At 62.0% G+C, this 13952-nt stretch carries 12 protein-coding genes; 10 read left to right on the forward strand and 2 right to left on the reverse strand.

What is annotated here, in order from left to right; all coding sequences use genetic code 11:
* The first annotated feature begins 158 nt into the window (after positions 1 to 158).
* The 7 genes from ppc (at position 159) to L6D82_RS03460 (ending at position 7402) form a co-directional block, all read left to right on the forward strand.
* Entirely contained in the window at positions 159 to 2789 is a 2631-nt protein-coding gene (gene ppc, locus L6D82_RS03430) for a phosphoenolpyruvate carboxylase (protein ID WP_236188076.1), read from the forward strand.
* 288 nt (positions 2790 to 3077) lie between these two features.
* Positions 3078 to 3728: an adenylate kinase gene (adk, locus tag L6D82_RS03435; protein ID WP_236188077.1), complete on the forward strand. Its 651-nt coding sequence runs from the start codon at positions 3078 to 3080 to the stop codon at positions 3726 to 3728.
* A 94-nt stretch (positions 3729 to 3822) separates the two neighbouring features.
* Positions 3823 to 4497 (forward strand): tRNA (adenosine(37)-N6)-threonylcarbamoyltransferase complex dimerization subunit type 1 TsaB, encoded by a 675-nt coding sequence (gene tsaB, locus L6D82_RS03440; RefSeq protein ID WP_085748087.1) that lies wholly within the window; start codon positions 3823 to 3825, stop codon positions 4495 to 4497.
* Between the two features lie 172 nt (positions 4498 to 4669).
* The gene (locus L6D82_RS03445) at positions 4670 to 4978 is read left to right on the forward strand and encodes a hypothetical protein (RefSeq protein WP_007954720.1); all 309 of its coding nucleotides are present in this window, start codon (positions 4670 to 4672) and stop codon (positions 4976 to 4978) included.
* A complete protein-coding gene (locus L6D82_RS03450; RefSeq protein ID WP_236188078.1) occupies positions 4978 to 5838 on the forward strand; it encodes a DUF72 domain-containing protein in 861 nt (286 codons plus the stop codon). Before L6D82_RS03445 ends, L6D82_RS03450 begins: the two co-directional genes overlap by 1 nt.
* 32 nt (positions 5839 to 5870) lie before the next feature.
* On the forward strand, positions 5871 to 6707 hold the full coding sequence (locus L6D82_RS03455; RefSeq protein WP_236188079.1) for an isocitrate lyase/PEP mutase family protein: 837 nt from the start codon (positions 5871 to 5873) through the stop codon (positions 6705 to 6707).
* 2 nt (positions 6708 to 6709) lie between these two features.
* Positions 6710 to 7402, forward strand: a complete 693-nt coding sequence (locus tag L6D82_RS03460) for an extensin-like domain-containing protein (protein WP_236188081.1) — start codon at positions 6710 to 6712, stop codon at positions 7400 to 7402.
* A 4-nt stretch (positions 7403 to 7406) separates the two neighbouring features.
* Here L6D82_RS03460 and L6D82_RS03465 read toward each other — a convergent pair whose 3' ends face one another.
* Positions 7407 to 8021 (reverse strand): energy transducer TonB, encoded by a 615-nt coding sequence (locus tag L6D82_RS03465; RefSeq protein ID WP_236188082.1) that lies wholly within the window; start codon positions 8019 to 8021, stop codon positions 7407 to 7409.
* 93 nt (positions 8022 to 8114) lie between these two features.
* Between L6D82_RS03465 and L6D82_RS03470 the strand changes: the two genes are divergently transcribed.
* On the forward strand, positions 8115 to 8897 hold the full coding sequence (locus tag L6D82_RS03470) for a class I SAM-dependent methyltransferase (RefSeq protein WP_102686542.1): 783 nt from the start codon (positions 8115 to 8117) through the stop codon (positions 8895 to 8897).
* Between the two features lie 45 nt (positions 8898 to 8942).
* Here L6D82_RS03470 and L6D82_RS03475 read toward each other — a convergent pair whose 3' ends face one another.
* Entirely contained in the window at positions 8943 to 9578 is a 636-nt protein-coding gene (locus L6D82_RS03475; RefSeq protein WP_236188084.1) for a TetR/AcrR family transcriptional regulator, read from the reverse strand.
* A gap of 94 nt (positions 9579 to 9672) precedes the next feature.
* Here L6D82_RS03475 and L6D82_RS03480 point away from each other — a divergent pair, with 94 nt between their 5' ends.
* Positions 9673 to 10773 (forward strand): efflux RND transporter periplasmic adaptor subunit, encoded by a 1101-nt coding sequence (locus L6D82_RS03480; protein WP_236188085.1) that lies wholly within the window; start codon positions 9673 to 9675, stop codon positions 10771 to 10773.
* 7 nt (positions 10774 to 10780) lie between these two features.
* Positions 10781 to 13849 (forward strand): efflux RND transporter permease subunit, encoded by a 3069-nt coding sequence (locus L6D82_RS03485; protein WP_236188086.1) that lies wholly within the window; start codon positions 10781 to 10783, stop codon positions 13847 to 13849.
* The last annotated feature ends 103 nt before the right edge of the window (positions 13850 to 13952 follow it).

Consider the following 13952-nt stretch of genomic DNA (forward strand, 5'->3'; position numbering starts at 1 on the left):
CGGCGGCAAGCCGTTGTGCGGCTTACTGTTGAGACTAGCTTCAACCCTCAAGGTTTAAAGTCCCTTCGTCGTCTGCTTGTAAGAAGCGTTCCAGAGCGGCACTCTCTGTTCATCCACTCACTTGCGATCCGTCACCGATTACTGCTGGAGAGATGCTGATGACCGATATTGATGCACGCTTGCGCGAAGACGTTCACCTGCTCGGTGAGCTGTTGGGCAACACCATTCGGGACCAGTACGGCGAGGCGTTTCTCGACAAGATCGAGCAGATTCGCAAGGGCGCCAAGGCCGACCGGCGCGGCTCGATGGACGCCGAACTCAGCGCCAGCCTCAATCAATTGAGCGAAGACGAACTATTGCCGGTGGCGCGGGCCTTCAACCAGTTTCTCAACCTGGCGAACATCGCCGAGCAGTACCAGCTCATCCATCGCCGCGAAGAGACCCAGGCCGCGCCGTTCGAATCCCGCGTGCTGCCGGAACTGCTCGCCCGCCTGCGCAACGAAGGGCACAGCGCCGAATCCCTGGCCCGGCAACTGGCGCGGCTGGAAATCGAACTGGTGCTGACCGCGCACCCGACCGAAGTGGCCCGCCGCACGCTGATCCAGAAGTACGACGCGATTGCCGCGCAACTGGCGGCTCAGGATCACCGTGACCTGACCACGGCCGAGCGCGAGCAGATCCACAACACCCTGCAACGCCTCATTGCTGAAGCTTGGCACACAGAAGAAATCCGCCGCACCCGGCCAACCCCGGTGGACGAAGCCAAGTGGGGTTTTGCGGTGATCGAACACTCGCTGTGGCAGGCGATTCCCCATCATATGCGCAAAGCCGATCAGGCGCTGTTCGCGGCCACGGGTTTGCGCTTGCCGCTGGAAGCTGCGCCGATCCGCTTCGCTTCGTGGATGGGCGGCGACCGTGACGGCAACCCGAACGTGACGGCTGCCGTGACCCGCGAAGTGTTGTTGCTGGCGCGCTGGATGGCGGCGGATCTGTACCTGCGTGACGTCGATCATCTGGCTGCCGAACTGTCGATGCAGCAGGCCAGCGAAGCGCTCAAGGCCCGAGCCGGCGACAGTGCCGAGCCGTATCGGGCGGTGCTCAAGCAATTGCGTGAGCGGCTGCGCGCCACGCGCAACTGGGCTCATGCATCTTTGACGGCGACCACGCCGGCGTCTGCCGATGTGCTGCACAATAACCGCGACCTGCTCGATCCGCTGGAGCTGTGTTTCAACTCGCTGCATGAATGCGGCATGGGCGTGATCGCCGACGGGCCGTTGCTCGATTGCCTGCGTCGGGCCGTGACTTTCGGCCTGTTCCTGGTGCGCCTCGATGTGCGTCAGGATTCGTCCCGCCACAGCGCGGCCATGACCGAAATCACCGATTACCTCGGCCTCGGCAAATACGAAGAGTGGGACGAAGAACAGCGCATCAGCTTCCTCACTCGCGAGCTGCAAAACCGTCGGCCGTTGCTGCCGGCGCATTTCAAACCTTCGGCCGACACCGCCGAAGTGCTCGCCACCTGCAAGGAAATCGCCGCCGCGCCGGGCGCTTCGCTGGGCTCCTACGTGATCTCCATGGCCGGTGCCGCTTCCGATGTGCTGGCAGTGCAACTGCTGCTCAAGGAGTCCGGCGTACTGCGGCCGATGCGCGTGGTGCCGCTGTTCGAAACCCTCGCGGACCTCGACAACGCCGGCCCTGTGATCGAACGTCTGTTGCTGCTGCCGGGTTACCGCGCGCGGCTGCAAGGCCCGCAGGAAGTGATGATCGGCTATTCCGACTCGGCCAAGGACGCCGGCACCACCGCGGCGGCGTGGGCGCAGTACCGGGCGCAGGAGCGGCTGGTGGAAATCTGTCGCGAGCAGCAAGTCGAACTGCTGCTGTTTCACGGTCGCGGTGGTACCGTGGGACGTGGCGGCGGCCCGGCGCACGCGGCGATTCTGTCGCAGCCGCCGGGTTCGGTGGCCGGACGTTTCCGCACCACCGAGCAGGGGGAAATGATTAGATTCAAATTCGGCCTGCCGGACATCGCCGAGCAAAACCTCAATCTGTATCTGGCGGCGGTGCTCGAAGCGACCCTGTTGCCACCGCCACCACCGACGCCTGAATGGCGGCATTTGATGGACGAACTGGCCGCTGACGGTGTCGCCGCCTACCGCGCAGTGGTGCGGGAGAATCCACAGTTCGTCGAGTATTTCCGCCAGTCGACCCCGGAGCAGGAGTTGGGGCGTTTGCCATTGGGCAGTCGTCCGGCCAAGCGCCGCGCCGGCGGGATCGAAAGTCTGCGGGCGATTCCGTGGATCTTCGGCTGGACCCAGACCCGCCTGATGCTGCCAGCCTGGCTTGGTTGGGAAACCGCATTGAGCAAGGCGCTGGAGCGCGGCGAAGGCGAATTGCTCGGGCAGATGCGCGAGCAGTGGCCGTTCTTCCGCACACGCATCGACATGCTGGAGATGGTGCTGGCCAAGGCCGATGCCGACATTGCGCTGTCCTACGACGAGCGTCTGGTGGAGTCGGACTTGCTGCCTTTGGGTGTGCACTTACGCGACCTATTGTCGCAGGCGTGTTCCGTCGTCCTCGGCCTGACCGGTCAGTCGCAGCTACTGGCACATAGCCCGGACACCCTGGAATTCATCCGTCTGCGCAACACCTACCTCGACCCGCTGCATCTATTGCAGGCCGAGTTGCTGGCGCGTTCGCGGCAGCAGAATGTCGAGCAGGGCAGCCCGGTGGAACAGGCGTTGCTGGTGTCTGTGGCGGGGATTGCCGCCGGTTTGCGAAATACCGGCTAAGGTTTTCTGCGTGGGGCGGGGCACCCGGGGCGAACCTCGGGTGCCGTTTATTGACTGTAGGAAAAATGCGGTCAGGCGACAGTTAATGATGGGGTTGCGACTTGGGGAACCGCGTCGCAAGGTCGCGGCGGGCGCCGGTTTCTCCGACTTTTGGCGTCTTGTGTGGGCGCAACCTGCTGTGTATCTTGATCAGCCTTTGGCCGTTTGGGCGGCCACGACCCGTTTTATGAGATTGGCCCCACGAGGCGAATCCGTTGTTTTTTATATAAAAAATTGAGGAGCACATCGATGCGCGTCATTCTGCTGGGAGCTCCCGGGGCCGGTAAAGGTACTCAGGCTAAGTTCATCACCGAGAAATTCGGCATTCCGCAAATCTCCACCGGCGACATGCTGCGTGCTGCGGTCAAGGCCGGCACCGAGCTGGGCATCAAGGCCAAGAGCATCATGGATGCCGGCGGCCTGGTGTCGGATGACCTGATCATCGCGCTGGTCAAGGACCGTATAGCTCAGGCTGACTGCGCCAACGGTTTCCTGTTCGATGGCTTCCCGCGCACCATTCCTCAGGCTGAAGCGCTGGTGACTGCCGGTGTCGAGCTGGACGCCGTGGTCGAAATCGCCGTTGAAGACGAAGAAATCGTTCAGCGTATCGCCGGTCGTCGCGTTCACGAGGCCAGCGGCCGCGTTTACCACATCGTCTACAACCCGCCGAAACTGGCCGGCAAAGACGACATCACCGGCGAAGAGCTGGTACAGCGCAAGGACGACACCGAAGAAACCGTGCGTCATCGCCTGTCGGTCTACCACTCGCAGACCAAGCCGCTGGTGGAGTTCTACCAGAACCTGTCCGCCAGGAACGGTGGCAAGCCGAAGTACAGCCACATCCCTGGCGTCGGTTCGGTTGAAGCGATCACCGCCAAGGTGCTTGAAGCGCTGAGCTGAAAAACCTGATCCGCTGCATCATCCACGGCCCGCTTGCGGGCCGTAGTTGTTTATACTGGCGCACTTTTTCCCCACCTGATTTACGGACACATCGATGAGCACCTTGCTGGCCCTGGACACCGCGACTGAAGCTTGCTCCGTTGCCTTGCTGCATGACGGCAAGGTCACGAGCCATTACGAGGTGATCCCGCGCCTGCATGCGCAGAAACTGCTGCCGATGATCCAGCAACTGCTGGCCGACGCCGGCACCACCCTGCAAGCGGTGGACGCCATCGCCTTCGGCCGTGGCCCGGGCGCTTTCACCGGCGTGCGGATTGCCATCGGTGTGGTGCAGGGCCTGGCGTTCGCGCTGGATCGCCCGGTGTTGCCGGTGTCGAACCTGGCCGTGCTGGCGCAACGGGCTTATCGCGAGCACGGCGTGAGCCAGGTCGCGGCCGCCATCGATGCGCGCATGGATGAGGTGTATTGGGGCTGCTACCGCGAGACGGCCGGGGAGATGCGTCTGGTCGGCACCGAGGCGGTGCTGCCGCCGGAAGTCGCCGCGCTGCCGGACGATGCTTCGGGTGACTGGTTCGGTGCCGGGACTGGCTGGGGTTATGGCGAGCGTATCGCGGTGAATCTGAGCGGTTCCGATGCGGGCATGCTGCCCCATGCCGAAGACCTGCTGACCCTCGCGCGATTTGCCTGGGAGCGTGGCGAAGCGATTCCGGCAGATGACGCCCAGCCGGTTTACCTGCGCGACAAAGTGGCCACCCCGAAAGCCCGCTGAGGCCATTTACCCTGTGGCATTCGCCACAGGGTTCTGCCGTTCCTGCCAATCGTCCGTTTCTAACCCCGCGCTTTAAACCTTTTGTCTTTTATGTGTTCTAGTTATCACTCGGCGATTTGCTAAGTCGGTCAGGTGCCGCTAAATTGCCATCATCGATACCGAGCATGACTTTATGCGTATAGACGGCGTTTCCACTCATTCCTACCCCATCAAGCGCAAGCCTCGCAAAGGCAATCCGGCGCTGGATGAGTCCGTCGACGATATCGACGGCGAGCTGGAATTCCCGACCGAAGAGCAACTGGCTGCCCGTGCCGCCAAAGCCACCGCCCAACGCCTGAGCAATCTGCCCGCCCGTCAACAAGACATGATTTATCACCGCGCGATGAAGAAAAGCGTGGCCATGGCCCTGGCCAGCTACCTGAGCACCGCCGGTTTTGTCGATTGGGATGCAGACGTGCTGGGCCTCGATCTGTACATCTGATGGAACTGCCTTACTACCTCGGTTGCCCGTCCTGGAGCGAAAACGCCTGGCGCGAGTACCTGTATCCGGTAGACGCCAAGACCTCCGATTTGCTCGGACTCTATTCGCAAGTGTTCAACGCCGTGGAAGGCAACACGACCTTCTACGCCAGCCCGTCGCCCGTCACCGTGCAGCGCTGGGCCGAGGTGATGCCGGAGCACTTTCGTTTCACCGCCAAGTTTCCCGGTGATATCAGCCACAGCGGCGACTTGCGCGATCAACTGACCGCCGCCGAAACCTTCCTCCAGCTACTCAAGCCGCTCGGCGAGCGCGTTTCGCCAATGTGGCTGCAACTGTCGAAAAGCTTCACGCCGCATCGCTTGCCGGAGCTCGCCGCGTTCATCGATGCGCTGGATTGTCCGCTGGCGGTGGAAGTGCGCCACGAACAATTCTTCGCCAAGGGCGAGAGTGAGCGACTGCTCAATCGGCTGCTGCTGGATCGCGGCGTGGAGCGCATCTGTCTTGATCCCCGCGCACTGTTCAGTTGTTTGTCCACCGAATCGTCGGTGATCCACGCCCAATCGAAAAAGCCCCGCGTACCGACGCGTCCGGCAGCATTCACTCAATTCCCGCAGGTGCGCTTCATTGGCCATCCGGAGCTTGAGGCCAACGATCCGTTTCTGGTGCCGTGGGTGGCGAAGATCGCCGAGTGGATCGAAGAGGGGCGCACGCCGTACATCTTCCTGCACACCGCCGACAACATTCTTGCGGCGAAACTGGCGCAACGTTTTCACGCACAACTGATGCAACGTTTGCCTGGCCTGCGACCCTTGCCTGAGCTATACAGAGAACCCGCCGCCGAGCAACTTGGCCTGCTCTGAGGCGGATTTCTTTCCTGCCCTGGAGCCTGCCGATGGACGCCCAAGCCCGTCAACAACAAGCCCGTAAAGCCGAAACCTTCAAAGCCCTGCACGAACGCTCCGGGATTTTTGTGATTCCCAATCCGTGGGATGCCGGTTCCGCGAAGATGCTCGCCAGTCTCGGCTATCAGGCGCTGGCGACCACCAGCGCCGGTTATGCATTTTCTCAGGGCAGAGCCGATGGCGGCCTGAGTCTCGACGATACGCTGGCCAATGTCCGGGCGATTGTCGCGGCCACCGATCTGCCGGTGGCGGTGGATCTGGAAAACGGTTTTGCCGACGCCCCGGCCGAATCGGCGCAAAGTCTGATCCGCGCAGCCGAGGCAGGCGCCGTGGGTGGTTCGATCGAAGATGCCACCGGCCGGGAAGACACGCCGATCTACTGCTTCGAACACGCGGTGGCGCGGATCGAAGCCGCGGTCTCTGCGGTGCGCACCTTGCCGTTTCCCTTCATGCTGACGGCCCGTGCGGAAAACTATCTGCACGGCAATCCCGATCTCAACGACACCATCCGCCGCTTGCAGGCCTTTGCCGAAGCCGGCGCCGACGTGCTGTACGCGCCGGGCCTGCACACCGCCGAAGAAATTCTGGCGGTTGTGCGCGCGGTGGCGCCGAAACCGGTCAATGTGTTGATGTCCGGCGGCTTGAAACTGACCGTGCAGCAGCTGGAAGAAATGGGCGTGAAGCGGATCAGCACCGGCTCGGCGCTGGCACTGGCGGCATTGGGTGAGTTTTTCCGCGCGGCGGAAGAGATCCAGCAGTCCGGCACGTTCACCTTCACCTCCCGTTCGATGCCGTACGCCAAGGCCAATCAATTCTTCAAGGGATGAGCATGGGGCGCTGGCTGCTGTTGGCAGGGCTGCTGACCATCGGTGGCAGCCTGATTGGCGTCTGGCGCGGTTGGCTCGATGTGCCGCCGCAATGGAACCCGTGGGCGCCACTGGACGTGCAGGCGACGCCCAACTGGCTCACGGGCTACAAGTTGATGCGCCTGCGCAGCGATCCGGCCTTGTGCGAGCAGGCATTGGGCAGCTCCGGCCTGCGGGTTTCGCCACAGGCCGACAGTCCCGATGCGAAATGCCCGCTGATCGGCGCTTTGCGCGTGCAGGGCGGCGGGGTGGGGCTCAGCAGCAGCTTTCTCGCCAGTTGCCCGTTGGCCGTGGCGTTTGCGATGTTCGAGCGCCATACGCTGCAACCGGCGGCGCAGCAGGTCTACGGTCAATCGGTGGCTCGGGTCGATCACCTCGGCAGTTTCGCCTGCCGCAACGTCTACAACCGTGAGAACGGCGCCCTGAGTCGCCATGCCAGCGCCGATGCGCTGGACATCGCTGGCTTCCGTCTTGCGGATGGTCGTGCGATCAGCGTGCTCAAGGACTGGCCGAAGCAAAATCAGGACGCGCAGTTTCTACGTCAGGTGCGCGATGGTGCCTGCGATGCGTTCAGTGTGGTGTTGAGTCCGGACTACAACACAGCCCATCGCAATCACTTTCATGTCGATGTCGGGCGCTGGAGCGTGTGTCGCTGAGGGATCAGGCGGCGATGCGCAGGTTCTGCTGAACGATCGGGCGCACCCAGCCGTTATCGAAGTCCAGGGCTTTCTGCTGCTCGACGATTTCTTCCGGTGGGAACGGCGGGTACGGCTGCAGCAGATCCAGATCGAATTCGGCAATCGGCAGGTACAGCGGTTTTTTCTGCGGGGCAGGGCCTGGCTCCAGAATCGGCTGGCCGTTGTTGATCACGACCGGACGAACCCAGCTGCTGTCGAAATCCTGCTGCTTTTGCTGAGTCTTGATTTCTTCTGGCGGGAACGGAGGGTACGGCTCGGCCAGTGTCATGTCGATTTCGGCGATCGGCAGAAACAGCGGCTCCGGCGGACGCACCTCGGTTTCAACCACATCGCATTCGCGCTGGCTGACGATGTGCGCGTGCAGTTCGCTGCCGACGGTCGGTTCTTCAGGGCTTTCCAGGTCAACCGGTGGGAACGTGCCACAGGCCGGCACCACATCACTCGATTGCTCGGCCAGTGCCTGGGCAAAAAAATCCTGCCACAGGTGGCTGACGCCGCCCAATGCTTGAGTGTTATGACGGCTGAAATCGCCTGTGGGCGAAATGTAGCCAATCGATGTGGGAAGAATGCCTGACATTTTTTTCGGTTGACGCTCAGCTCTGGCAAAATGCGCGTTGATTGGGTTATCGGCGGTTTTTGCCGATCCTTAACTTTTTTGAGCGTGTTTTCCATGATTGAGCAACCCGCGGCCTGCCGCATCCATGTCGAGGCCCTCGGCCCGACGTTCGAAGCGCAGGCTGAACAGTGGGCGCAGCGCCTGGATCTGCCGTTGCAGGTGGCTGACGGTGAGTTTGCCCTGCAGGTCGGCGAGCAGGGTTTGCAGCTGCAACAACTGGGACCGGATGCGCCGGGGCCGGTGCGGGTCGACTTCGTCGAAGGTGGCGCGGCTCACCGTCGGTTGTACGGCGGTGGCAGCGGACAGATGATCGCCAAGGCGGTAGGCATCGCCCAGGGCGTGCGCCCTCGGGTACTGGATGCCACGGCAGGGTTGGGCAAGGATGCGTTCGTGCTGGCCAGTCTCGGTTGCGAGATGAGCCTGATCGAGCGTCAGCCATTGATCGGCGCCTTGCTGGAGGATGGTCTGGCCCGAGCGGCGGAAGACTTCGAGGTGGCGCCGATCGTGGCTCGGATGAAGCTGCTCAAGGGCAACTCCATCGAGGTGATGCGCAATTGGGAGGGCGAGCCGCCGCAGGTGATCTACCTCGACCCGATGTTCCCGCATCGTGAGAAAACCGCGCTGGTGAAGAAGGAAATGCGCCTGTTCCGCCCGTTGGTGGGCGATGATCCGGATGCACCGGCCTTGCTGGAAGCGGCGCTGGCACTGGCCACGCACCGGGTGGTGGTCAAGCGACCGCGCAAGGCACCTTGCATCGAAGGGCCGAAACCGAGTCATGCGCTGGACGGCAAATCCAGCCGCTATGACATCTACCCGAAGAAAGCGCTCAAGGCCTGAGCCGTCGCATAAGAAAATCCCACGCATGGCGTGGGATTTTTGTTTTCAGGGTCGATAGGCCCGCATGAACAGCTCGACCACTTCCTGCACATGACTTTCTGCCGCCTCGCCGGTCAGCGGCTCACCGCAGCCGTACAACAGGCGGAAATTCCCCGCACCCTTGATCAGGCAAAAGAAGTGCTCGGCGGCGTTGTGCGGGTTGTCGATGCTCAGCACGCCGGTTTCGTGAATCCGCCGCAGTAAGCGTTCCATGCCTTGCACCATGCGCTGGGGGCCGGCCTCGAAGAAGATCAGTGACAGGTTGGGATCCTGACTGCCCAAGGCCATGATCAGGCGATGCAGGTTCACCGATTCATCGCTGTTGATCAGGTGGTGAAAGCCTCGCGCAATGTTCAGCAACACATTTTCCACCGCGATGCCGTCCGGCAATTCAAAGAACAGCGGCGGCAATTGCTCCTCGCATTTGGCCACTACGGCGGCGGAGAACAGCGTCTCCTTGTCGTTGAAATGGCTGTAGACCGTCAGCTTCGACACCCCGGCCTCGGCGGCCACCGCGTCCATGCTGGTGTTGGCATAGCCATGACTCAGGAACAGGATTTTCGCCGCCTCGAGAATCGCCTGGCGCTTGGCCGGATCCTTCGGGCGGCCGGGGCCGTTTGGAGCTGAAAGATTGTTCGACATTCTTCGCTTTTAATACTGGACTGGTGAGTTTGCTATTAATAACATACCGGCCAGTATAATTATTCCAAGCCTCCTTAGCGAAAGGTCCTTCACCATGTTCCGCCATGCGTTGTCCTTTGCGGTGCCAGTCAGTCTGGCGTTTTTATTGTCGGCATGTGGCAAGGAAGAGGTGACGCAAGTCAGCGTGCGACCGGCCATGGTGGTGCAGCCAGAGCCTTCGGCGCAGGCGATGGAAAGTTATCCGGGCGAGGTTCGCGCCCGCTACGAACCCGATCTGGCGTTCCGCATCGGCGGCAAAGTCAGCCGACGACTGGTCGAGGAAGGCCAGCGCGTGAAGGCCGACCAACCACTCGCCGAACTCGATCCGCAGGATGTACGCCTGCAACTGGAAGCCACCCGGGCTCAGGTCGCGGCCGCCGAAGCCAACCTGAACCTGGTGCGCGCCGAGCGTGACCGCTACAAGACCTTGATGGAACGGCAGATGGTCAGCCGCTCGGCCTACGACAATGCCGAGAACCTCTACCGCTCCGGCGAAGCCCGCCTCAAACAGATCAAAGCCGAATTCAACGTCTCGACCAATCAGGCCAGTTACGCCGTGCTGCGTGCGCCCCAGGATGGCGTGGTGGCCAAGCGTTCGGTGGAAGTCGGGCAAGTGGTCGCCGCCGGGCAGACCGTTTTTACCCTCGCCACTGATGGCGAGCGGGAAGTGCTGATCAGCCTGCCGGAGCAGAGCTTCGGCCGCTTCAAGGTCGGCCAGCCTGTCTCGGTGGAGCTGTGGACGCAACAGAATCAGCGCTTCGCCGGGCAGATCCGCGAGCTGTCGCCGGCCGCCGATCCGAAATCCCGCACCTTCGCCGCACGTATTTCATTCACTTCCGGCAAAGTCCCGGCGGAACTGGGCCAGAGCGCCCGGGTCTTCGTGCAGACCGCCGATGTCATCCCGCTGTCGGTGCCGCTCTCGGCGCTGACGGCCGAAAACGGCGCGACCTACGTCTGGGTCGTCAGCGCCAACAACACGTTGAAAAAGACCCCGGTGCGCACCGGCCCGTTCGGTGAGAAAACAGTGCCGGTGCTTGAGGGGCTGACCGCCAGCGACTGGGTGGTCGCCGCTGGCGTCCACGTGCTGCTGGAAGGGCAGCAGGTGCGTCCGGTGGATCGCTCCAACCGCGTGGTCAATCTGGCTGGCAAGGAGTAATCCCCCGATGGATTTCAATCTTTCCGCCTGGGCGCTGCGCAATCGCCAGATCGTACTGTTCCTGATGCTTTTGCTGGCGATTGTCGGCGCCTTGTCCTACACCAAGCTCGGCCAGAGTGAAGACCCGCCATTCACCTTCAAGGCGATGGTCATCCAGACTCGCTGGCCGGGCGCCACGGCCCAGGAAGTTTCGCGCCAGGTTACCGAGCGCATTGAAAAGAAACTGATGGAAACCGGCGAGTACGAGCGCATCGTTTCGTTCTCGCGCCCCGGTGAATCCCAGGTCACGTTCATTGCCCGCGACTCCATGCATTCGGTAGAGATTCCGGATCTCTGGTACCAGGTGCGCAAGAAAGTCAGCGACATTCGCCAGACCTTGCCTCCGGGGATTCAGGGGCCGTTTTTCAACGATGAATTCGGCACCACCTTCGGCAATATCTATGCGCTGACCGGCGACGGTTTCGACTACGCGGTGCTCAAGGATTACGCCGACCGCATCCAGATCCAGCTGCAACGGGTCAAGGACGTGGGCAAGGTCGATCTGCTCGGTTTGCAGGACGAGAAGGTCTGGGTCGAGCTGTCCAACGTCAAACTCGCCACCCTCGGCTTGCCACTGGCAGCCGTGCAGCAGGCGCTGGAAGAACAGAACGCGGTGTCCACCGCCGGCTTCTTCGAAACCGGCAGCGAGCGATTGCAGCTACGGGTTTCGGGGAATTTTCAGACAGTCGACGAGATCAAGAACTTCCCGATCCGGGTCGGGGATCGTACGTTCCGCATCTCCGATGTCGCTGACGTGCGGCGTGGTTTCAACGATCCTCCGGCACCGCGCATGCGCTTCATGGGCGAAGACGCCATCGGCCTTGCGGTGGCGATGAAGGACGGCGGCGACATTCTGGTGCTGGGCAAGGCCCTGGAAATCGAATTCGCCCGGATCCAGAAAAACCTCCCGGCCGGCATGCAGTTGCGCAAGGTCTCCGATCAGCCCGCAGCTGTGAAAACCGGCGTCGGCGAGTTCGTCCAGGTGCTGGTCGAAGCGCTGGCCATCGTGTTGCTGGTGAGCTTCTTTTCGCTCGGCGTGCGCACCGGCATGGTGGTGGCGCTGACCATTCCGCTGGTGCTGGCGATGACGTTCGCCTGCATGTATTACCTCGGCATCGGCCTGCACAAGATTTCCCTCGGTGCGCTGGTACTGGCGCTGGGTTTGCTGGTGGACGACGCGATAATCGCCGTAGAAATGATGGCGATCAAAATGGAGCAGGGTTTCGACCGGATCAAGGCTGCCAGTTATGCCTGGACCAGCACCGCGTTCCCGATGCTCACCGGTACGCTGATCACCGCGGCAGGCTTCCTGCCGATTGCCACGGCGCAGTCGGGCACAGGCGAATACACCCGCTCGATCTTCCAGGTGGTGACCATCGCCTTGCTCGCATCCTGGGTAGCGGCCGTGGTGTTTGTGCCGTATCTGGGGGAAAAGCTCCTGCCGGATCTGGCGAAGATTCACGCAGCCAAACACGGTACGGCTGACGGCCAGACGGATCCTTACGGAACGCCGTTCTACCAGCGGGTACGGCGTCTGGTGGAGTGGTGCGTACGTCGGCGCAAAACCGTGATCGTGCTCACCGTGCTGCTGTTCGTGGCGTCGGTGGCGTTGTTCCGGTTTGTGCCGCAGCAGTTCTTCCCGGCTTCCGGGCGACTGGAGTTGATGGTCGATCTGAAGCTTGCCGAAGGCGCCTCGCTGGCCAATACCACGGGTGAGGTCAAACGGCTGGAAGCGATGCTCAAGGATCACGCCGGCATCGACAACTATGTCGCTTACGTCGGCACCGGTTCGCCACGTTTCTACCTGCCGCTGGATCAACAACTGCCGGCGGCGAGCTTCGCCCAATTTGTCGTGCTGGCGAAAACCATCGAGGAGCGCGAAGCGCTGCGCACGTGGCTGATCGACACGTTGAACGAGCAGTTCCCGTCCCTGCGCTCGCGGGTCACGCGTCTGGAAAACGGCCCGCCGGTTGGCTATCCGGTGCAGTTCCGCGTCACCGGCGAGCACATTGAGGAAGTGCGTGCACTGGCCCGGAAAGTCGCGGCCAAGGTGCGCGAGAACCCGCATGTGGTGAACGTGCATCTGGACTGGGAAGAGCCGAGCAAGGTCGTGTACCTGAACATCGATCAGGATCGCGCCCGGGCGTTGGGCGTGAGCACGGCGAATCTGGCGAAATTCCTCCAGAGTTCGCTGACCGGTTCCAGCGTCAGCCAGTACCGCGAGGACAACGAACTGATCGAAATCCTCCTGCGCGGCACCGTGCACGAGCGCACCGAGCTGTCGTTGCTGCCGAGTCTGGCGGTGCCGACCGACAACGGTCGCAGCGTCGCGCTGTCGCAGATTGCCACGCTGGAATATGGCTTCGAGGAAGGCATCATCTGGCACCGCAATCGCCTGCCGAACGTGACCGTGCGCGCCGACATCTATGGCAAGGAGCAGCCGGCGACGCTGGTGAAGCAGATCATGCCGACGCTTGATCCGATTCGTGCCGAATTGCCGGACGGCTATTTGCTGGATGTCGGCGGTACGGTGGAGGATTCGGAGCGTGGGCAGAAGTCGGTGAACGCTGGCGTACCAATGTTCATTGTCGTGGTGCTGACGTTGCTGATGGTGCAGTTGCGCAGTTTTTCACGCACGGCGATGGTGTTTCTGACCGCACCGCTGGGGTTGATCGGGGTGACGCTGTTTCTGCTGGTGTTCCGTCAGCCGTTCGGGTTTGTGGCGATGCTCGGGACGATCGCGCTGTCGGGGATGATCATGCGTAACTCGGTGATTCTGGTGGATCAGATCGAGCAGGATATCGCCGCCGGGCTCAAGCCGTGGCAGGCGATAATCGAGGCGACTGTGCGGCGGTTCCGGCCGATTGTGTTGACGGCTTTGGCGGCGGTGTTGGCGATGATTCCGCTTTCTCGCAGTGTGTTTTTTGGGCCGATGGCGGTGGCGATTATGGGGGGGTTGATTGTTGCTACTGCTTTGACGCTTTTGTTTTTGCCGGCGTTGTATGCGGCTTGGTTCAGGGTTCGCAAGGAGTCTTGATTTGGTTTGGTGAGCTTGGCGGCCTTTGGGCCGACCAGACTCTTGGGGTTTTGGGTGAATATCCGTTTCTGCGGGTGTTGCGGCTGGCGGTTCCGCTCTTACA

Origin of the sequence: Pseudomonas paraglycinae (assembly GCF_021601625.1) — a bacterium.
In the GTDB taxonomy this organism is placed as follows: Bacteria; Pseudomonadota; Gammaproteobacteria; order Pseudomonadales; family Pseudomonadaceae; genus Aquipseudomonas; species Aquipseudomonas paraglycinae.